This window comes from Mycobacterium sp. NGS16, from assembly GCF_059813225.1.
The window spans coordinates 879,253-898,641 of the sequence record NZ_JCALEE010000001.1 but is presented as its reverse complement, the minus strand read 5'-3'; the positions used below and the strand labels follow the sequence as shown (position 1 = coordinate 898,641).

17 protein-coding genes are annotated in these 19,389 nt (G+C 70.5%); 10 read left to right on the top strand and 7 right to left on the bottom strand.

Annotation, left to right across the window (positions count from 1 at the left end; genetic code table 11):
• Positions 1–194: 194 nt before the first annotated feature.
• Both AC5Y4Q_RS04420 and AC5Y4Q_RS04415 read left to right on the top strand, forming a co-directional pair.
• Positions 195–1,055, top strand: a complete 861-nt coding sequence (locus AC5Y4Q_RS04420; protein WP_499958091.1) for an SDR family oxidoreductase — start codon at positions 195–197, stop codon at positions 1,053–1,055.
• An 18-nt stretch (positions 1,056–1,073) separates the two neighbouring features.
• On the top strand, positions 1,074–2,045 hold the full coding sequence (locus AC5Y4Q_RS04415; protein ID WP_499958089.1) for a dimethylarginine dimethylaminohydrolase family protein: 972 nt from the start codon (positions 1,074–1,076) through the stop codon (positions 2,043–2,045).
• Here the strand turns inward: AC5Y4Q_RS04415 and AC5Y4Q_RS04410 are convergent.
• Both AC5Y4Q_RS04410 and AC5Y4Q_RS04405 read right to left on the bottom strand, forming a co-directional pair.
• The gene (locus tag AC5Y4Q_RS04410; protein ID WP_499958087.1) at positions 2,042–3,457 is read right to left on the bottom strand and encodes a sensor histidine kinase; all 1,416 of its coding nucleotides are present in this window, start codon (positions 3,455–3,457) and stop codon (positions 2,042–2,044) included. The genes AC5Y4Q_RS04415 and AC5Y4Q_RS04410 overlap by 4 nt on opposite strands.
• The gene (locus AC5Y4Q_RS04405; RefSeq protein WP_185746544.1) at positions 3,454–4,197 is read right to left on the bottom strand and encodes a response regulator transcription factor; all 744 of its coding nucleotides are present in this window, start codon (positions 4,195–4,197) and stop codon (positions 3,454–3,456) included. Before AC5Y4Q_RS04405 ends, AC5Y4Q_RS04410 begins: the two co-directional genes overlap by 4 nt.
• A gap of 213 nt (positions 4,198–4,410) precedes the next feature.
• Between AC5Y4Q_RS04405 and AC5Y4Q_RS04400 the strand changes: the two genes are divergently transcribed.
• Together AC5Y4Q_RS04400 and AC5Y4Q_RS04395 are read left to right on the top strand one after the other, a co-directional pair.
• Entirely contained in the window at positions 4,411–5,763 is a 1,353-nt protein-coding gene (locus tag AC5Y4Q_RS04400) for a PPE family protein, SVP subgroup (protein WP_499958084.1), read from the top strand.
• 3 nt (positions 5,764–5,766) lie between these two features.
• Positions 5,767–7,080, top strand: a complete 1,314-nt coding sequence (locus tag AC5Y4Q_RS04395; protein ID WP_499958082.1) for a PPE domain-containing protein — start codon at positions 5,767–5,769, stop codon at positions 7,078–7,080.
• A 3-nt stretch (positions 7,081–7,083) separates the two neighbouring features.
• On the opposite strand, the gene AC5Y4Q_RS04390 is transcribed toward AC5Y4Q_RS04395, so the two are convergent.
• Both AC5Y4Q_RS04390 and AC5Y4Q_RS04385 read right to left on the bottom strand, forming a co-directional pair.
• A complete protein-coding gene (locus AC5Y4Q_RS04390) occupies positions 7,084–7,830 on the bottom strand; it encodes an SOS response-associated peptidase (protein ID WP_125224369.1) in 747 nt (248 codons plus the stop codon).
• Positions 7,831–7,846: 16 nt separating this feature from the next.
• Complete coding sequence (locus AC5Y4Q_RS04385; protein ID WP_125224368.1) at positions 7,847–8,566, bottom strand: class I SAM-dependent methyltransferase; 720 nt, start codon at positions 8,564–8,566, stop codon at positions 7,847–7,849.
• 92 nt (positions 8,567–8,658) lie between these two features.
• On the opposite strand from AC5Y4Q_RS04385, the gene AC5Y4Q_RS04380 reads away from it, so the two are divergent.
• The 4 genes from AC5Y4Q_RS04380 to AC5Y4Q_RS04365 all read left to right on the top strand — a co-directional run bounded on the left by AC5Y4Q_RS04380 (position 8,659) and on the right by AC5Y4Q_RS04365 (position 12,728).
• Positions 8,659–9,696 carry an LLM class flavin-dependent oxidoreductase gene (locus tag AC5Y4Q_RS04380; protein ID WP_064921652.1) on the top strand — a complete coding sequence of 346 codons (1,038 nt, stop codon included), beginning with the start codon at positions 8,659–8,661 and terminating at the stop codon, positions 9,694–9,696.
• 224 nt (positions 9,697–9,920) lie between these two features.
• Positions 9,921–10,220 (top strand): PE family protein, encoded by a 300-nt coding sequence (locus AC5Y4Q_RS04375; RefSeq protein ID WP_064921651.1) that lies wholly within the window; start codon positions 9,921–9,923, stop codon positions 10,218–10,220.
• A 9-nt stretch (positions 10,221–10,229) separates the two neighbouring features.
• Complete coding sequence (locus AC5Y4Q_RS04370) at positions 10,230–11,444, top strand: PPE family protein (RefSeq protein WP_064921650.1); 1,215 nt, start codon at positions 10,230–10,232, stop codon at positions 11,442–11,444.
• Positions 11,445–11,462: 18 nt separating this feature from the next.
• A complete protein-coding gene (locus tag AC5Y4Q_RS04365; protein WP_082952597.1) occupies positions 11,463–12,728 on the top strand; it encodes a PPE family protein in 1,266 nt (421 codons plus the stop codon).
• 120 nt (positions 12,729–12,848) lie between these two features.
• Here the strand turns inward: AC5Y4Q_RS04365 and AC5Y4Q_RS04360 are convergent, their stop codons facing one another.
• The gene (locus AC5Y4Q_RS04360; RefSeq protein ID WP_064921648.1) at positions 12,849–14,432 is read right to left on the bottom strand and encodes a serine/threonine-protein kinase; all 1,584 of its coding nucleotides are present in this window, start codon (positions 14,430–14,432) and stop codon (positions 12,849–12,851) included.
• 107 nt (positions 14,433–14,539) lie between these two features.
• Between AC5Y4Q_RS04360 and aroA the strand changes: the two genes are divergently transcribed.
• Positions 14,540–15,832, top strand: a complete 1,293-nt coding sequence (aroA, locus tag AC5Y4Q_RS04355) for a 3-phosphoshikimate 1-carboxyvinyltransferase (protein ID WP_125224367.1) — start codon at positions 14,540–14,542, stop codon at positions 15,830–15,832.
• Complete coding sequence (rsgA, locus tag AC5Y4Q_RS04350) at positions 15,829–16,809, top strand: ribosome small subunit-dependent GTPase A (protein ID WP_064921669.1); 981 nt, start codon at positions 15,829–15,831, stop codon at positions 16,807–16,809. The genes aroA and rsgA overlap by 4 nt, the downstream gene beginning before the upstream one ends.
• 82 nt (positions 16,810–16,891) lie before the next feature.
• On the opposite strand, the gene AC5Y4Q_RS04345 is transcribed toward rsgA, so the two are convergent.
• Both AC5Y4Q_RS04345 and AC5Y4Q_RS04340 read right to left on the bottom strand, forming a co-directional pair.
• The gene (locus tag AC5Y4Q_RS04345; protein ID WP_125224366.1) at positions 16,892–18,151 is read right to left on the bottom strand and encodes a fatty acid desaturase family protein; all 1,260 of its coding nucleotides are present in this window, start codon (positions 18,149–18,151) and stop codon (positions 16,892–16,894) included.
• An 82-nt stretch (positions 18,152–18,233) separates the two neighbouring features.
• Complete coding sequence (locus tag AC5Y4Q_RS04340) at positions 18,234–19,376, bottom strand: ferredoxin reductase (RefSeq protein WP_064921646.1); 1,143 nt, start codon at positions 19,374–19,376, stop codon at positions 18,234–18,236.
• Positions 19,377–19,389 lie beyond the last annotated feature (13 nt).

Genomic DNA, 19,389 nt, shown 5'->3' with positions numbered 1-19,389 from the left:
TTTTCACTGCGCCCGCAGGCTCTGATCGGCCGAGTCATCACGTCGCCGCAAGCGTGCCGAATGGTCACCTAGTTTACGGCGTAAGCCGGCCTGGGCATGCCGGGAACCGCCCAAGCGGCGTCAGCCGCCGTCACCCATCACCCATCTGCCCCGCACGCTCACCGCGCGCCGCACGGCGGCATAGGGTGACACCCATGCCAACCCCAGGACCACTCTCCGGTAAGACCATGTTCATCTCGGGCGCCAGCCGCGGGATCGGGCTGGCGATCGCCAAGCGGGCGGCGCGCGACGGCGCCAATGTCGCGCTGATCGCCAAAACCGCCGAACCGCACCCGAAGCTGTCCGGCACCATCTACACCGCGGCCGCCGAGATCGAGGACGCCGGCGGGCAGGCGCTGCCGATCGTCGGCGACATCCGGGACGGGAACTCGGTCAGAGAGGCCGTCGCGGCGGCCGTCGACCGGTTCGGCGGGATCGACATCTGCGTCAACAACGCCTCGGCGATCAACCTGGGATCGATCCTCGAGGTGCCGCTCAAGCGCTTCGACCTGATGAACGAAATCGAGGTGCGCGGCACCTACGCGGTGTCGCAGGCCTGCATCCCGCACATGATCGGCCGGGACAACCCGCACATCCTCACCTTGTCCCCGCCGATCCGCCTGGAATCCAAGTGGCTCAAGCCGACCGCCTACATGATGGCCAAGTTCGGGATGACGCTGTGCGCGCTGGGCATGGCCGAAGAGCTGCGCGAGCACCAGGTCGCGTCCAACACGCTGTGGCCGCGCACCCTGATCGCCACCGCCGCGGTGCAGAACCTGCTCGGCGGCGACGAGGCGATGGCCCGGGCCCGCACACCCGAGGTGTACGCCGACGCCGCCTACGCGATTTTGACCCGCCCGGCCGGCTCCTACACCGGCAACTCGCTGCTCTGCGAGGACGTGCTGCTCGAGTCCGGCGTCACCGACCTGTCGGTCTATGACTGCGTCCCCGGCTCCGACCTGGGCGTGGACCTGTGGGTGGACACCGTCAACCCACCGGGCTACGTGCAGCCGTAGCACCGGCACCCCGCAGACATGTCCGAGAACCCGCCGGTCTTTGTCGAGAGCGAGTTCGCGCCGCTGCGCACCGTGGTCCTGGCACAATCCGAACTGGCGCTGCCGGAACATATTCCGGTGTCCGAACTGGCGTTCCTGCCGCCCGGCGAATCCGAAAATGTCTCCGGCGGGCAGGATTTCGGTATCGCATATCCGCAGCGCCAACGCGCGTGGGAGCAGGAGCGCGAGAATTTCGCGGCGGTATTGCGCCGCTACGGCGTGGAGGTGCTGCGGCCGCGGATGCTGACCGCCGCCGAGAAATCAGCTCACGACGGGTACGCCAATTTCTTTGTGCGAGACCCGTTCTTCACCGTCGGCAACGTCGTGATCGAGGGCTCGGTTCGGTTTCGGCACCGCCGCCGCGAAATCTTCCCGGTGCGCGACATCATGCTGGAACGGGTGTATCCCGCGGCCTGCAGCTATCTCGCAGTCCCGGTTCCCGAGATCACCGCCGACGACGACGCGACGCTGGGGCCCGGCCCGTTCCTGGAGGGGGGCGACGTCCTGGTGCTCGGCAAGCACGTCTTCGTCGGCACTTCCGGCCTGGCGTCGAACGACCTCGGCGCGCGCTGGTTGGAGAAACTCCTCGGCGCACAGGGCTATACCGTCGAGGTCGTCCGGCTCAACCGGCAGATCCTGCACTTGGACTGCGCGCTCGGATTGATCCGCGACGGGCTGATGGTGGTATGCGAAGAGGCACTGCTCGACGGGGTTCCGGAGCCGTTGGCATCCTGGGACCGGATTTCGGTTTCACTACCGCAGGCCAAGGAGCTGATCACCAACGGGCTGCCGATCAGCCCGGACGTCTATGTGACCGATCCGGCCTTCGGCGGGGTCGGTGACCAGCTGAAACGCCGTGGCGTGACCGTCGAGTATGTCGACTTCCGCGTCAGCCGATCGCTGGGCGGCGCGTTCCGCTGCAGCACCCAGCCGTTGCTGCGCCGCAGCTAGCCGGTCGGTCGCGGCCCGATCATCGGCAGGACCAGCCGGAGGCAGGCGCCGCCGTCGTGGGGCACACAGGTCAGCTGGCCGCCGTGCGCGTCAGCCAGCGCCCGCGCGATCGGCAGACCCAGCCCGGCGCCGCCGTGGTCGCGGCCGCGGGCACTGTCCAGGCGCACCAGCCGGTCGAAGATGCGCTCGGCGTCCTCGGCGCGGATGCCGATCCCGGTGTCGGTGACGGTCACTTCGGCGGCGCCGCCGACACGCTGCACGTCGACGGTGATCTGCCCGCCGGGCGGGGTGTAGCGGCGGGAGTTGTCCAGCAGGTTCGACAGGATCTGCGCCAGCCGGGTGGGGTCCGCCCGCACGGCCAAGGTGTCCAGGCCGGTGCGGGCCAGGTTCAGTTGCGGGGCCAGTAACGCCGCCCGCTCGAGCTGGGTGTCGACGATTCCGATCAGATCGACATCTTTGAGTTCCAGTGGCAGACCGGCGTCGATGTAGCTCAGGTCGAGCATGTCGGTGACCAGCCGGGTGGCGCGGCGGGCCTCGGTGAGCAGCATCGTGGCGCGGCGATGCTGTCGGAGCACTTCAGGGTCGACCGCGTCCTGGCCATCTTGGCCGACGTCCTGGCCGACGTTGCCGGCGATCTGTTCGGCGGCGGCCTGAATGCCGGCGATCGGGGTGCGCAATTCGTGGGCGGCGTCCGCCAGAAAACGCCGTACCGCCGCTTCGGCGCGCTGCGCCGCGTCGGCGGCCCGCTGCGCGCGCTTCTCGGAATCCTCCAGCTCATCGAGCATGTCGTCGAAAGCGCTTGCCGCGCGGCCGAGTTCGGTTCTCGGCCGGTCGGGCCGCAGGCGCCGGCCCCGGTCCCCGGTGGTGATATCCCGGGCCAGATCGGTGAGCCGGTCCAGCGGAGCGAGCATGGCCCGGCTCACCCCGGCCAGCAGAATCGCCGCCACGAGCAGAGTTCCCAGCCCGGCTTCGATCATCAGGCGTTGCAGTCGGTGCATCGTCTCGACCGCCTCGGTGGTGTCGGCGACCAGGATCACCCGGTCGCCGTTGGCCAGCGGATGCACCAACACCGTCGCGGTGTCGTCAGGCTCCAGGGGTGGAGGCGGATACCTTGATCCGCTGGTCGCATCGGGTTCGATCGCGGGGTCGCCGTAGCTGGCACCGTCCGCCGTGACCACCAGCGCGCCGATGACGCCACCGTTGAGCTGTTCGGCCAGTTGGTCGGCGGAAATCCCCAGTGCTACAAGGGAATCAGCGCGCTTCGTGGCGGTCGACAGCCGCTCTTGAAGGCTGTGGTTGGCCAGCGCGCTCAAGGTCGCATTGATGACCAGGCCCATGGTGAGCATCAATAGGGCGAGCAGTCCCAACGCCATCACCGTCAAGCGGCGCCGCAGTGACGGGGTGGCGGTCATGAGGCCGACAGTTGCAGCCGGTAGCCGATCCCGCGCACGGTGTGCAGGATCCGCGGCCCGTGCGCCTCCAGCTTCTGGCGCAGCCCGCTGATGTGGACCTGGACCAGGTTGGGGTCGTAGGCCTCATACCCCCACACCGCATTGAGGATCTGCGCGCTGCTGACGATCCGGCCACGCTGTTCGACCAGGTAGACCAGCACCCGCAGCTCGGTGGCGGTCAGGCCCAGCGGGGTCCCCGAACGCGAGGCCACCCCGGCGTCGACATCGACCATCAGGTCGCCGAACTGTACGGCCGCCGGCAGCCGGCCCCGGCGCCGCAGCACCGCCCCGACCCGCGACACCAGTTCGGCGAGCTCGAACGGCTTGACCACGTAGTCGTCGGCGCCCCCGTCGAGCCCGCGCAGCCGGTCGGGCAGGCCGTCGCGCGCGGTCAGCAGCACCACGCCGACCTCGCCCCAGCGCAGGATCACATCCATCAGAGCGAAGCCGTCGCGTCCCGGCAGCATCACATCGAGCACCACCAGATCCGGCCGGAACCCGTCCAACACCTCCTCCAGGGCGCTGCCGTCGGGCTGGGCGTCGGTCAGATAGCCGGCGTCGGCCAGCGCCTCGCTGACCATCTCGCGGATCGTCTCGGAATCCTCGACCACCAGCACTCGCGGGGTGCCCACGCTGAAGCCCTCGGCGCCACGCGCTGAGGGACTGCCGCCTCGCCGCTCAGCGGACCGGGAATCGGCCATGGTCCATTGATAACACCGCGGCGCCCGGTTGGGCAGCAGCCGCCGGGGCGATTTTCGTCGTTCGCCGTGTTCTTCAGGTTCACTTCAAGTTCACCGTTTACCGTCGCCTCAGGCGAGTGCGGACAGTGGTGCGCCCAGCGGCCCGTCGACCGACGCGAACCGGGGGAATTCAGGAGAGACCATGATGCCTACCACCGACAGAACTGTCTAGCAATGGATTTCGCAACGCTGCCGCCGGAGGTCAACTCCGCTCGGATGTACTCCGGACCTGGCGCCGGGCCATTGCTGGCGGCTGCCACGTCCTGGAGTTCGCTGGCCGCCGAACTGAACGCCGCGGGCCTGGCCTACGACTCGGTGATCGACGAATTATCCAGCGGCTGGGCCGGACCCAGCGCCGCGGCGATGGCCGCCGCCGCCACACCGTATGCGAAATGGATGCACGCCACCGCCGCCCAGGCCGAACATGCGGCATCCCAGGCCAGAACCGCCGCCGCGGCCTACGACGCCGCGTTCGCGATGACCGTGCCGCCGCCGGTCGTCACCGCCAACCGCGCCCAGCTGATGACCCTGCTGGCCACCAACTACCTGGGCCAGAACACCGCGGCCATCGCGGCCACCGAAGCCCACTACTACGAGATGTGGGCCCAGGACGCGACCGCCATGTACGGCTACGCCGGCAGTTCCGCCGCCGCCAGCAGGCTCGCCCCGTTCACCGAGCCGCCGAAGACCACCAACCCGGCGGGGGCGGCCAACCAGGCGGGCGCCGTCGGGCAGGCGGCCGCCACCGTGACCGGCAGCCGCGCCGAGACCGTGGCCTCGGCGATCAGCCAAGCGCTGCAGGGCTTGGCCGCGCCGGGTTCGGCGGCTGCCGGATCGAACGCGTCGCTGCTGGGTTCGGTCGGATCGGCGGCGGCGATGGAGCCCGGTCTGGCGGCGTCGTACGCGGCGCTGGCAGCCAGCCTGTTCGGCACCTTCGTCATCGACTCGGCCGGCACGTTCGGCGTGGATGCGGCCGGCTCCTTCGGTATCGACCTGATCGGTGTCGGCGAGATCGAAAGCGAACTGCTGCCGGAGATGGCGCTGGCCGGTGCGGTGACGCCGGTGACCGCCGAGATGGGCGAAGCAGCCACGCTCAGCGGGCTGTCGGTGCCGCAGACCTGGGCGACCGCGGCGCCGACGACCACGGTGATCCAGCAGGTCGGCGGGGCATTGCCGACGGCCGCCGAGGGCGCTGTCCCCAGTGCGGCCGGCGCCACCGCGCTGCCGTTGGCCGCGATGGCCGCCGCCGGCCTGGCCGGCCGGGCCACCGCCGGCGTCGGACGGGGCCAGCGGCAAGGCGGTGGCGCCACCGCGACCGCGAAAACCAAAGCAGCGGCCGCCCCGCGGGTGCCGCGTCCGGTCGTCAAGCACCATGAGCCGAAGCCGGAGTCACCGCCGCTGCGCCCGCTGAACGGACCGATCACCCGGATCTCGGGCGAACTGCGCGAACTGGCTGACCTCCGCGACGCCGGAATCCTCACCGAAGAAGAGTTCGCCCAGGAGAAGCGGCGCCTACTCGGCCGGTAGCCCATGGATTTCGCGTTTTTGCCGCCGGAGATCAACTCGGGCCGGATGTATTCCGGCGCCGGGGCGGGGCCGCTGCTGGCCGCCGCGGCGTCCTGGGATGCGCTGGGCGCCGAGCTGAACACCGCGGGCCTCGCCTACGAATCGGTGCTCACCGAGCTGGCATCGGGCTGGGCCGGACCGAGCGCCGCGGCCATGGCGGCAGCCGCCGCACCGTATGCCCAGTGGATGCGCGCCGCCGCGGTCCTGGCCGAGGAGACGGCCCTTCAGGCCCGGGCCGCCACCGCCGCCTACGAAACCGCGTTCGCGATGACGGTGCCCCCGCCGGTCATCACCGCCAACCGCAGCCTGCTGATGGCCCTGGTCGCGACCAATTTCCTGGGCCAGAACACCCCGGCGATCGCGGCCACCGAAGCCCACTACGCGCAGATGTGGGCCCAGGACGCGACCGCCATGTCCGGCTACGCCGCCGGCGCCGCCGCCGCCACCAAACTCGTCCCGTTCACCCAACCGCCGCGCACCACCAGCACGGCCGGGCCGGCCGCCCAGGCCGGGGCGGTGGGGCAGGCGGTGGCCACCGCCGCCGAGGGCCAAGGTGAGGGCGTGCTCGCCGGGATCGGCCAGGCGCTGCAGGGCTCCACCCTTCCCGCGGGGTCGTCGGCGGGGGTATCGGCGCTGGCCGGTGTGATCGGCCCGCTGACGGCCGCGGCCACGGCCGGCGCGCCCGCCGTCGAACTCTCCAACGCCGGCCTGGAACTGGTCGTCGACTCGGTGGGCACGTTCGGTATCGATGCGCTCGGCACGTTCCTGATCGATCCGCTCGGCGTCTTCGGGGTAGTCGAGGAAGTGGCTCGAGCCGCGCTTGCCGGCGCCATGCCGGTGACGGCCAGCATGGCCTCAGCGACCTCGATCAGCGGTTTGTCGGTGCCACTGGCCTGGACGTCGGCGGTGCCCTCGGCGATCGGGCAGGCCGGCGTGGCGTTGGCGTCCGCCGCCACCTCCGCGCCCGCGGCCGCGGCATCGGGTGTGGCCGCCGGCGAGACCGTGGTTCCCGCGGTGGGGATGGCCGCGGCGGGTCTGGCGGGCCGGGCCAGCGCGGGTGCCGCTCGGGGCCACCGGGGCCCGACCACCGGCAGGACCACGGCCCCGCAGCCGCCGTCCTCGCGGTCGCACGAGCTGCCGGAGCTGACGCCGGAGTCGGCCTTCGGCCTGCTGATGGGCGCCGATGTGGAGCTGCGTGAGCTGGCCGAGCTGCGCAGCGCCGGCATCCTCACCGAGGAGGAGTACGCCGCCGAGAAGCGGGCCCTGGTCGGCCGATAGCGACTAGAGCAGATATGCCTGTTCGGGTTGCGGCTCGGCCGGCGCGATCAGTTCCGGGCCGTTGTTGCGCACGCTGTTGACCAGGGTGGACACCTCCCGCAGCGCGATCCCTTGGGTCTCCGGGCGGTAAGCCAGCAGCGCGGTGTCCAGCGACGCATCCGGGTCCAACCAAGCGTCCCAACGGTTTTCGGGAAGCAACAGCGGCATCCGATCGTGTATCTCGGCGAGTTCCCCAACCGCCCCGGTGGTGATGATCGTGACGCTGAGCAGCGGGGCGGACCGCCGGTCGCCGCGCCACACCGACCACAGGCCGGCCGCGAACAGCATCGCGCCGTCGCCGTAGATGTAGAACGGGGTTTTGCGGGCCTTCTTCCCCGCCGGTTCGGCCCGCCATTCGTAGAAGCCGTCCATCGGCACCAGGCAGCGCCGGTGGTCGGCGGCTGAGCGGTAGGCCGGCGAGGTGGTGACCTTGTCGGCGCGGGCATTGATCAGCAGCGGGCCGCCGGTCGCCGGCGCACCGTCGGGGCCGGCCTTGGTCCAGGGCGGCACCAGCCCCCAGCGCATCAGCCGCACCCGCCGGGTCGGCACGTCGGCGGGATCGGCGTGGCGGCTGACCACGGTCGCGACGAGATCGGTCGGTGCCACGTTGTAGCTCGGCCCCGGATCAGCGTCGGCCGGCACCTCGTTGACGGCGTCGATCCGCTCGGCCAGCAACGCCGGGTCGGTGGTTACCGCGAAACGCCCGCACATGTCTCCATGGTGGCAGCTAGTCGAGCCGGGTGGCGGCCACCGCCCAGAACGGCATGTGCACCAGGTTGTCTTCGAGCAGGGGCTGCAGGATCGCGAACCGCTGTGCCAGCGCACGGACCCCCTCCACCAGGTCTTCCCGGCCGAGCGCCTCCATCACCGCGACCATCTCGGTGAAGGCGTCGGGGTCGAAGGTGCCCTGATAGGTAGTGGTCCCGATGTGGTCGATGCGCCACCCCGCTTCGGCCAGCAACGGCCCGAACCGCTCGGGCGACAGGCCGTCGAGTTGCCAGCCGTTGACGTTGTGGCGGCCGGCCTCGAACATGAACAGCCGCGCCTGCGCCTTGGTGGCCCGGTGCAGGGCACGCGCATAACGCAGCTGGGTCTCCTCGTCGTCCTGAAAGACGTGGTAGAACGCGCTGTCGACGACGGTGTCGAAACGGCCGTCGAACCCGGCGAGTTCCACCGCGTCAGCGACCTGGAAGTCGACGCTCACGCCGGCTGCCGCGGCGTTGCGTTGCGCCTGCGCGATCGCAGCCGGGGACTGGTCTACTCCGGTTGTCGAATAGCCGTGAGCCGCATAGTGAATCGCGTGGTGTCCCGGCCCGGTGCCGGGATCCAGCACCGCGCCACGCAGCGCTCCGTAGGCCACCAGTTGCTGCACCGCGGGCTGCGGTCGGCCGATGTCCCAGGGCTCGGGCGGACCCGCCGGCGGTGCGAACTCGGTATCGCTGCTCATCGCTGTCCACTGTGCGTGACGCCGGTTAACGACATCGGAACGGACGGTGTACGAACGGCGATAACGGCACCGGTGATGGCAAGATCGCCGCTGTGCGCCTCTCAGTGCTCGACCTCGCGCCGGTGCGCACCGACCAATCCAGTCCGGACGCACTGGCAGCCTCCCTGCGCCTGGCGAAGCTGGCGGACGGGCTGGCCTACACCCGCTACTGGGTCGCCGAGCACCACAACATCCCGTCGGTGGCGGCGACCAGCCCCGCGGTGCTGATCGCGATGCTGGCGGCCGCGACCTCCCGGATGCGCGTCGGCTCCGGCGGGGTGATGCTGCCCAACCACGCACCCCTGGCGGTGGCCGAGCAGTTCGCGCTGCTCGAGGCGGCCCACCCGGGCCGTATCGACCTGGGCATCGGACGGGCGCCGGGCGCCGACCCGGTGGCGACGATGGTGCTGCGCGGCCCGACCGGCCGCGCCGACCACAACGTCGACGACTTCCCCGACCATCTCGATGACCTGATCGCCCTGCTGGGCGCCGCCGGCGTGTCGGTGCAGCTGCCCGACGGCAGCTATGTCCTCAAGGCGACGCCACACGCGCTGACGTCACCGCGCGTCTTCCTGCTGGGATCGTCGCTGGAGTCGGCGCGGGTCGCCGCGGCCAAAGGACTGCCCTACGTGTTCGGCCATCACCTGTTCGGCGAGCACACCGCCGAGGCACTGGCGCTCTACCGGTCGGAGTTCGTGCCGAGCGAAGCCGCCGCAGAGCCGATCACCTTCCTGACCGTCAACACCGTCGTCGCCGAAACCGGCGCGGAGGCAGCCGCTTTGATACTTCCCCACCTGCACCTGCAGGCGCGGACGGCGACCGGGCAGCCGCCGGGCCGCCTCGAACTGGTCGAAGAGGCCCAGCAGGCGACGCTCACCCCGCAGCAGCACCGCGTCGCCCAGGGTGAGCTCGAGCGCGCCGTGGTGGGAACACCGACCGAGGCGCTGGGGCAGTTACGGGAGCTGGCCGGCCGGTTCAGGGTCGACGAAGTGATGCTCAATCCGGTCGCTTCGGCCCGGCGCGGCACCGCCCCGGGCACCGCGCCGGGGCGCGAATCCACGCTGGCACTGCTGGCCGACGCGCTGAACTGAAGATGAACCGCCGGTAACGGCTGCACGACTTCGGCGTGCGGATCGGTGAATGAATCGGGTGCGGTTCCGAACGGTCGGTGAACAACTGCTGACAGTCTGCGAAAAGCCAGCTCCGCGGGTGTGTCACGGCGTTCAGATCGCCTAGCGTCGGGTGTGCACCCAACCGGGTAGCGCGATCCGCATCTCGACGATCGCAGATGACGAAGGACTCGACGAGGAGCGTTATGTCGTTCGTAACAACGCAGCCGGAGGCGCTACTGGCCGCGGTTGCCAACCTACGGACCATCGGGTCGGCGATGACCGCCCACAGCGCCGCAGCAGCGGCCCCCACCACCGGCGTGGTTCCCGCCGCCGCCGACGAGGTCTCCGCGCTGACCGCAGCGCAGTTCGCCGCGCACGCCCAGGCCTACCAGATGGTCAGCGCCCAAGCCGCAGCCGTGCACGAGATGTTCGTGAACGCGCTGAGCAACGGCGCCGGTGCGTACGCCGCCACCGAGGCGGCCAACGCCGCCGCGGCCGGTTAGGTCACCGCGATGGACTACTTGTCGTCCCCGCCGGAGATCACCTCCACCAAGATCTATACCGGCCCGGGCTCGGAACCGATGACGGTGGCGGCGTCGGCGTGGAGCGCGCTGGCCGCCGAACTGAAGTCGATTGCGGCCTCCTACCGGGCGGTGATCAACCAGCTCACCACCGAGGAATGGCTGGGGCCGGCGTCGGCGACGATGGCAACCGCGGCGGCGCCCTACATCAACTGGATGGAGCTCACCGCTGCGCAGGCCGAGCAGGCCGCCGGGCAGAGCCGTTCCGCCGCCTCGGCCTACGAGACCGCGCGCGCGACGATCGTGCCGCCGATGGCGGTCATGGCCAACCGCCAGCAGTTGCAGCAGCTGGTCGCCACCAACATCCTCGGGCAGAACACCCCGTCGATCGCGGCCACCGAAGCCGAGCACGGCGAGATGTGGGCACAGGACACGCTGGCGATGTACGGCTACCACGCCCAGTCCAGCGCGGCGACCAAGCTCAGCGACTTCACCGCGCCGCCGAACCCGACCAATCCGGGCGGCGAGGCCGCCACCGGCAACGCGGTCGCCCAGGCGGTCGGCAGCGCCACCGGGACGCAGGCCACCAAGGCGTCGGGCACGTTGCAGAGCCTGGTGAACTCGCTGACCACGAAGGCCGCCGACGCCACCACCGGCAACCCGGCCCAGGATCTCCTCAACGACCCGAACTACCAGCTCGGCAACCAGGCGATGACCCAGCTGGTGACCAACGCCAACCTGCAGTCCAACAACGTCTGTGCAGTCTGGCGTGGTGTCAGCGGTGTGCTCGGCCTGCAGAAGTTGGCGGCCGACTCGGCCAAGGCCGCGTCGTCGGGAGCCGCGAGCGCGGCGTCGGGCGCGGCCGGTGCGGCCTCGGGCGCGGCCAACGCCGCCAGCGGTGCCGCCGGTTCGATCGGGGGCCTGTCGGTGCCGCCGACCTGGGTTCCGCCGGCCCCGCCGGTGAGCACGCTGGGCCCGGTCTCCGGCGGCTCGTGGGTGCCGGTCGGCCCCGCCGCCAGTGCACCGGTCCCCTCGGCGGGCGGGATTCTCGGCACGACGCCGATGGCGCCCCCGACCGGCATGCCCGGCATGCCCGGAGTCCCGGCCGCGGCCGCCGGTGCGGCCGGAGCCGGATATCGCGGGTTCGGCGCGCCGCGCTACGGGACCCCGTTGACCGTCATGCCACGCCGCCCGTTCGGCGGATAGCACCCGAGGGGTTCAGTGATCGACTACGGGGCACTGCCACCGGAGATCAACTCCGCCCGGATGTATGCCGGAGCCGGATCCGGGCCGATGCTGGCGGCTGCGGGCGCCTGGGATGTGCTGGCCGAGGAGTTGAGCCTGACCGCAGCTGCGGTGGACCTGGCCATCACGGATCTGACCACCACCTGGCGCGGTCCTTCGGCGGCGGCCATGGCGGCGGCGGCACTGCCGTTCACCACCTGGTTCAAGACCACCGCCGCGCAAGCCGAGCTGGCGGCCAGCCAGGCCAAAGCCGCCGCGGCGGCCTTCGAGACCGCATTCGCGATGACCGTTCCGCCGCAGGTGGTCGCGGCCAATCGGGCGCAGCTGCTGATGTTGGTCGCCACGAACTTCTTCGGCCAGAACACCCCGGCCATCGCGGCGACCGAAGCCCACTACGCGGCGATGTGGGCGCAGGACGCCGCGGCGATGTACGGCTACGCGGGTGGCTCTGCCGCGGCCACGCAGCTGTCGGAGTTCACCTCGCCGCCGCAGACCACCAACCCGGCCGCGCCCGCGGGGCAGGCCGCCGCCTCCGCCCAGGCCGCCGGCAACTCCGCGGCATCGCAGGCTGCGACCGCGACGCAATCCTTGACCGCGACGCAATCCTTGACCGCGGCCCAGTCCTTGACCGCGGCCCAGTCGGTCGCCCAGGCGGGCACCGCCACCGGAACCGCCGGCTCCTCGGGCACCACCGTGCCGCCGGCCACCGCGGGCCTACAGCAGCTGGTCAGCCAGCTCACCACGCTCACCGGCTACACCAACTCGGCGATGGGCCTGTTCCGGATCGGCGACTCCGTCGGTCAGGGCCTCAACGGCTGGGAGGTGTCCGGTCAGGCCGTCTCGGAGTCCCGGGCATTCTTGACCGACATGGCGAAGGCAGCCGAAAGCTCCATCAAGGGGGCGGGAACCGCGTCGGTCCGGGCACCGGGTTTCGGCGCTATGAACCCGTCGGTCGCGCTCGGCAAGGGGATGCAGATCGGCGGCCTGTCGGTGCCGCAGAGCTGGCCGACGACGCCCAGTTCGGCCAATCCGGCGACCCTGGTGTCGAGCCGGATGGCAGCGGCCTCGGAAAGCGTGGCAAGCGCCGCAGCCTCAGAAGCCGGCATGGTGCCGCGGGCGGGCGTGCCCGGCATGGCGGGCTTGCCGGGGGCCAGTGCCGCCGCCGGCGGGCCCACCGGCTTCCGGTTCGTGCCGCGCTACGGCTACCGTCACCGGGTGATGAACCGGCCGCCCAGCGCCGGATAACCCCGGATCACCGGCCCAGCGTGAAGCTGGCTTCACGCTCACGGCTCGAGCGTGAAGCCAGCTTCACGCTGGGCGTCGGGGTTTGGCGCTGGACACCATCGGCTGGGTATCGCGGGAGAATCAGGCCGGTTTGGCCGGTTTGGTATCGGTACCGCCGACTACCTCGGCCGGTGCGTCACCGAAACGGCTCGCGACCACCGGCACCCAGATCTGGGCGCCGCGCTGGCCGCACTCGTTGGTGTCGACGGTGGCGACCATCGCACCGTGCAGCACGCCCGGGATGGTCGGCTCCAACGACAGCACCTGGGTGGTGGTCTGGTTGCTCAGCCGCCCGTCGGCGCCCACACACGGGGCCGTCAACTGCTGTGGCCGGGACCGCCAGGTGTCGCTGACGTATTCGAGAACCATCTCGGTGCCGCCGTCGGGCAGTGTGGCCGCCTTGTGGTGGTCCTTCTGGTCGAGCATCGTCGCCGTGGCGGTACACACTTTGGTGTCGCAAGACGACCGGACCGCCCACCAGGTGCTCACGTTGGGCGGCTGCGGGTTGGGGACACCGTTGTACTTCTCCCCCGCCCGGTTGGCGTCGACCCGGAAGGTCCCCTCGAACGCCGGCGCCGTGGGCGGTTGCGCCACCACGCCGGCCGGTGCCTCACCGGCGGCGGCGGCCGTCTCCACCGGCTCGTCAGCCAGTAGTCGCGGGACGACGGTCGCCACCGATCCCACCAACACCAGGGCCAGCGGCAGCACGACAGCCGGACGGGCCAATACCGCCAGTCGGCTTCGCGGTGCTGCGGCGGCGCCCGCCGGTAGTGGCACGCCCCGAACGACGGTGCTGGCGACGTCGGAGGTCTCCTCGGCAGCCGGGTCGTCCAGCCGCTCCGCCAGCGCCGTGACGAAATCCGAGCAGTTCCGGAACCTCTCGGCGGGGTCTTTGGCCAGCGCCGCCGCGAGTACGTCGTCGAACGGGTGCAGCTCGGGACGGTGCGCGCTGACCAGCGGCGGAGGCGTGTTCAGGTGGTGGCTGATGACGGTCACCGGGTTGTCATGCTGGAACGGCGGCGTCCCGGTGAGCATCTGGAACGTGGTGGCGGCCAGCGCATACTGGTCGGCGTATTCCAGCCCCTCCGAGCCCATCAGTTGCTCCGGCGCGGCGTAGGCGATGGTGCCGATCGCCAGGTTGCTCGCGGTCAGCCCGCTGGGACCGCTCAATTGCCGGGCGATACCGAAGTCAGCCAGCACCGCGCTCAGCTCGCCGTCCTCCTGCTCGGTCACCAGGATGTTGCTGGGTTTGACGTCGCGGTGCACCACACCTTTGCGGTGGGCGTAGTCGAGCGCATCGGCGATGGATGCCACGATCGGGATGACGGCCGCCGCCGGCATGCCGGCCGGAAACCGGCGGCAGATCAACTCACCGAGCGTCTCACCGTCGATGTACTCCATCGCGATCCACAACCGCCCGCGATACTCACCGCGATCGTGCACCCGCACGATGTTCGGGTGATCGAGCACCGCGGCGGCTTCGGCCTCCCGCCGGAAGCGCTCCTCATACTCGTCGTCGGCGCTCAACGACCGGCGTAGCACCTTCAGCGCATCGTGGCGCGGCAGGCGAGGGTGCTGAGCGAGATAAACCTTGCCCATCCCGCCTGCGCCCAACAGTTTGAGGATGGTGTACTCAGCAAAAATCGAGCCCGCTGCCAGAGCCATGCCGCCGATGGTAACGATGCTGGGTGAACGGCTGGGTGCTGCAAAGCGGCCAGCGGGCAAAGAACGTCACACCAGCGCCGCATACCGGCGCCTGGCAGGATGAAACCGTGACCACTTGGCCGGCACCGACCACCAGCACCCCTGTCGAGGCAACGGTCACCGTGCCCGGCTCGAAGTCCCAGACCAACCGGGCGCTGATCCTGGCGGCGCTGGCGGCGGCGCGCGGCGGCGAGGTCTCCACCCTCTCCGGCGCCCTGCGCAGCCGCGACACCGACCTGATGCTCGACGCGCTGCGCGCCCTGGGACTGCGGGTGGAGGCGGTGGCTCACCAGGTCACCGTCAGCGGCGAGATCGACCCGGAGCCGGAAACCCGGCTGAACTGCGGCCTGGCCGGGACGGTGTTGCGGTTCGTGCCGCCGCTGGCCGCGTTGAGCACCGCCACGGTGACCTTCGACGGCGACGAACAGGCCCGCAGCCGGCCGATCGCGCCGCTGCTCGATGCGATGCGCAGGCTGGGCATCGCGGTCGACGGTGATGGGCTGCCGTTCGCGATCAAGGGCGCCGGGTCGGTCGCCGGGGGCACGGTGGAGATCGACGCGTCGGCCTCCTCGCAGTTCGTCTCGGGCCTGCTGCTGGCCGGTGCCGCGTTCGACGCCGGACTGACTGTGGTGCACACCGGTCCGTCCCTCCCGTCGGCACCGCACATCGCGATGACGGTGGCGATGCTGCGGCAGGCCGGAATCGACGTCGACGACAGCACCGGCAACCGCTGGCAGGTGCGGCCGGCGACTCCGGCGGCCCGGCACTGGGAGATCGAGCCGGACCTGTCCAACGCCACGCCGTTCCTGGCGGCCGCCGTGGTCACCGGCGGCGAGGTGCGCATCACCGACTGGCCCGCGTTCGGGGTGCAGCCGGCCGATGCCATCACCGACATCATCGGTCGAACCGGCGCAGCGATCCGCCACACCGATTCGCAGCTGCTAGTCCGCGGCCCGGACAGCTATCCCGGTTTCGACGTCGACCTGCGCGCGGTCGGCGAGCTCACCCCGACGGTGGCTGCACTGGCGGCGCTGGCGGCGCCGGGATCGGTGTCGCACCTGCGCGGTATCGCGCATCTGCGTGGCCACGAGACCGACCGGCTGGCGGCGTTGACCACCGAGATCAACCGGCTGGGCGGCAAGGCCGTCGAGACCACCGATGGCCTGGTGATCACCGCGACACCGCTGCACGGCGGAACCTGGCACTCCTATGCTGACCACCGGATGGCCACCGCCGGCGCGATCATCGGATTGCGGGTCGCCGACGTCGACGTGGAGGACATCGAGACCACCGCCAAGACGCTGCCCGCGTTCCCCCGGATGTGGGCGGAGATGCTGGCCGATTCGGGTTCGGGCGCTTGAGGCCCAGCGACTACGACGAGTCCGACGTCAAGGTCCGTTCCGGCCGTGGCTCCCGGCCGCGCACCAAGATCCGCCCCGAACACGCGGATGCGCAATCGGCCATGGTGGTCAGCGTCGACCGCGGCCGCTGGGGCTGCGTGCTCGACGGCGACCCGGGCTGCCAGGTCACCGCGATGCGGGCCCGCGAGCTGGGCCGCACCCCGATCGTCGTCGGCGATCACGTCGACGTGGTCGGGGACCTGTCCGGCCGGCCCGACACGCTGGCCCGCATCGTCCGCCGCGGACCCCGGCGAACGGTGTTGCGGCGCACCGCCGATGACACCGACCCGACCGAGCGGGTGGTGGTCGCCAACGCCGACCAGCTGCTCATCGTGGTGGCCCTGGCCGACCCGCCGCCGCGCACCGGCCTGGTCGAGCGGGCCTTGATCGCCGCCTACGCCGGCGGCCTGGCGCCGATTCTGTGCCTGACCAAGACCGACCTGGCCGATCCGGAGCCGTTCGCCGGCCAGTTCGCCGACCTGGATCTCACGGTGGTCACCGCCGGCCGTGACGACCCGCTCGAGGCGGTGGCCGAGTTGTTGACCGGCCGCATCACCGTGCTGCTGGGCCACTCCGGGGTCGGCAAATCAACCCTGGTCAATCGCCTTGTCCCCCAAGCTGATCGAGCTGTCGGTCAAGTCACCGACATCGGTCGCGGGCGGCACACCTCCACCCAGTCGGTGGCGCTGCGGTTGGTCGGCTCCGGCTGGGTGATCGACACCCCGGGCATCCGGTCGTTCGGCCTGGCCCATATCGCCCCCGACGACGTGCTGATGGCGTTCTCCGACCTGGCCGCGGCGATCACCGAATGTCCGCGCGGCTGCGGGCATCTGGGGCCGCCCGCCGACCCCGAATGTGCGCTGGACACCCTGACCGGGCCGGCCCAGCGCCGCGTCGAGGCGGCGCGCCGGCTGCTGACGGTGCTGAGGGAGGCGTAGCGCGCCATCCCACGGCCGACCCGGAATCTCACGACACCCGTGCGGCGTGTCGCGTCGTGAAATTCCGAGTCGACACGGGAGATCAGGCCGCGAGGTCGGCCCGCCTGTCGCGGCGCCAGCCCCGCACCGCCGAGATCGCGGTTTTGAGCCCGCGGCGCCGCCCGGTCACCGGATCGGCCCCGGCGTAACCGGGCTGTAGCCCGGCGAACATCTTCTCGCTGCGGGTCTCCGGGGCATCGTCGGCGGTGTCGCGCAGGAATCGATCGGGCAACGACAGTTTGGCGATGGTGCGCCAGGTCTTGGCGTACTGCACCAGGAACGGCCCGGAGGTGTAGGGCAGGTCGTACTTCTCGCACACCTGACGTACCCGCTCCGCGATCTCGGGGTAACGGTTACTGGGCAGGTCCGGGTACAGGTGATGTTCGATCTGATGCGACAGGCTGCCGCTGAAGAACCGCATCGCCGGACCGGCGTCGATGTTGGCGCTACCCAGCAGTTGCCGCAGATACCAGTGGCCGCGCGACTCCCCGACCATATCGGTCTTGGTGAACTTCTCCGCGCCGTCCGGGAAGTGGCCGCAGAAGATGATCGCGTTGGACCACACATTGCGGATCACGTTGGCGATCGCGTTGGCCCGCACCGTTGCCCAGAAGGTGGCACCGGGCGACAGTGCCGTCAAAGCCGGGAACGCGACGTAATCCTTGAACAACTGCCGGCCGGCCTTGGCGGAGAACTCCCGCACCCGCACCAGCGTCGCCGCACGGTCGCTGCGCCCCTTGAAGATCTTGCCGATCTCCAAGTGCTGCAACGCGACTCCCCACTCGAAACCGATCGCCAACATGGTGTTGTAGAACAGGTTGAGCAGGTTGAAACGCTTCCAGGGCGCATCGCGGGTGACCCGCAGCAGGCCGTAGCCCACGTCGTCGTCCATCCCGAGGATGTTGGTGTACTTGTGGTGCTGGAAGTTGTGGGTGAAGCGCCAGTGCTTGGACAGCCCGGCCATGTCCCACTCCCAGCCGGTGGAGTGGATCTCCGGGTCGTTCATCCAGTCCCACTGGCCGTGCATGACGTTGTGGCCGATCTCCATGTTCTCGATGATCTTGGCCACCCCCAGGGTCGCGGTGCCGGCCCAGCGGACCGTGCGGCGCGAGCCGGCCGCCAGCAACACCCGGCCGGTCACCTCGAGCAGGCGCTGGGCGGCGATGGTGCGACGGATGTAGCGGGCGTCGCGCTCGCCGCGGGAGTCCTCGATGTCGCGGCGAATGGCGTCGAGTTCCGCGGCGAGGTTCGCCACATCGGCGTCGCTGAGATGCGCGAACGCCTCGACGTCGGTTACCGCCATTGGACCGCCTTCCACAGAGCGTCTTACTACTTGACCTACGCTATCGTAACCTACGTTCGCGTAGGTTACCAACGGGTAACCGTCAGACGTCCAGCTCGCAATCGCCGGCGGCCGTCGAGACACACGTCTGGATGCGGGTGCCCGGCTCATGGTCGACACCGCTGCGCAGATCGCGGACCTGGCCGGCCACCAACTCCACCACGCAGGACTGGCAGATCCCCATCCGGCAGCCGAACGGCATCTGCACCCCGGCGCTCTCACCCGCCTCGAGCAGTGTGGTGGCCGCATCGGTGACGACGCTCTTGCCGCTGGCTGCGAAGGTGACAGTACCCCCACCGGAGGCCACCGCGGTACGGGCGATCGTGAATCGCTCGATGTGCAGGTGGTCGGCGATCCCAGCGTCCGCCCAGATGCGCTCGGCATCGCCGAGCAGCGCCGCCGGCCCGCACGCCCAAACCTGTCGGCCGCGCCAGTCGGGCACCTCGGCGTCCAGCATGGCCGGCCCGGACAGGTCCAGCCGGCCCTGGGAGCGGGTGGCGCGGAACAGCAGCCGGTAGCCGGGGTGCTCCCGCGCCAATGCGGCCAATTCCTCGGCGAACAGCATGTCGGCGGGCGTGGGCGCCGAGTGCAGGTGCACCACATCGGTGATCCCGCCCCGGCGGGCCAGGGTGCGCAGCATCGACATGACCGGCGTGATCCCGGACCCGGCGGTCAAAAACAGCACGGTGGCCGGCGCCGGTTCGGGCAGCACGAATTCGCCCTGCGGAGCGGCCAACCGCACCACGGTGCCCGGCACGACGCCGTCGACCAGGTGGCTGGACAGGAAGCCCTCAGGCATCGCCTTGACCGTGATGGCGATGGTGCGGCCCCCGGTCGGGGCCGACGTCAGCGAGTAGGACCGCCAGCGCCAGCGCCCGTCGACCAGCAGCCCGATGCCGATGTACTGCCCCGGCCGGTAGTCGAAGTGGAAACCCCAGCCGGGTTTGATGACCAGCGTCGCCGAATCGGCGGTTTCACGCCGCACCTCCAGCACCCGGCCGCGCAGTTCGCGGGCCGACCACAGCGGGTTGGCCAGCCGCAGATAGTCGTCCGGCAGTAGCGGCGTGGTGATACGGCTGGCGATGCGCCGCAAGGCATTCCAACCCGGATGGCGGTCGGCGCCGACGACGGTCGGCCGCTTGGTGTCGCCGATGTTGGCACTGATCGACGCATATTTCTTGCTCACTGAAACTTCCCTG